Here is a 567-nt window from a genome sequence, read left to right as displayed (position 1 = left end):
GAGGCGGCCTCCGTGGCCGGTCCCTGCGAGCGCGGCGCCACGGTGTGGCTGACCGGGCTGCCCAGTGCGGGCAAGACCACGCTGGCCTTCGCGCTGGCCGAGCGGCTGACGGCCGAGGGACACCGGGTGGAGGTGCTCGACGGTGACGAGATCCGCGAGTTCCTCTCCAAGGGTCTGGGCTTCAGCCGCGAGGACCGGCACACCAACGTGACCCGGATCGGTTTCGTGGCCGAGAAGTTGGCCTCCAACGGTGTGAAGGTCCTGGCCCCGGTGATCGCCCCCTACGCGGACTCGCGGGCGGCGGTGCGCGAGCGGCACGCCGCCGAGGGCACCACCTTCCTGGAGGTGCACGTCGCCACCCCGGTGGAGGTCTGCTCCGAGCGGGACGTGAAGGGCCTGTACGCCAAGCAGGCGGCCGGTGAGCTGACCGGCCTGACCGGGGTCGACGACCCGTACGAGGCGCCGGCGGCACCGGAGTTGCTGCTGCAGACGCAGAGCCGCTCGGTGGCGCAGTCCGCCGCCGAACTGCACGCCTTCCTGACCGAGAGGGGCCTGGCATGACGACCG

Annotated in this window: 1 protein-coding gene; it reads left to right on the top strand. The window is 72.5% G+C overall.

Annotation, left to right across the window (positions count from 1 at the left end):
- The first annotated feature begins 12 nt into the window (after positions 1 to 12).
- Entirely contained in the window at positions 13 to 561 is a 549-nt protein-coding gene (gene cysC / locus ABD323_RS44420) for an adenylyl-sulfate kinase (RefSeq protein WP_344447658.1), read from the top strand.
- Positions 562 to 567 lie beyond the last annotated feature (6 nt).

Origin of the sequence: Kitasatospora nipponensis, assembly GCF_039528135.1 — a bacterium.
In the GTDB taxonomy this organism is placed as follows: domain Bacteria; phylum Actinomycetota; class Actinomycetes; order Streptomycetales; family Streptomycetaceae; genus Kitasatospora; species Kitasatospora nipponensis.
This window is presented reverse-complemented; position numbering and strand designations above follow the sequence as displayed.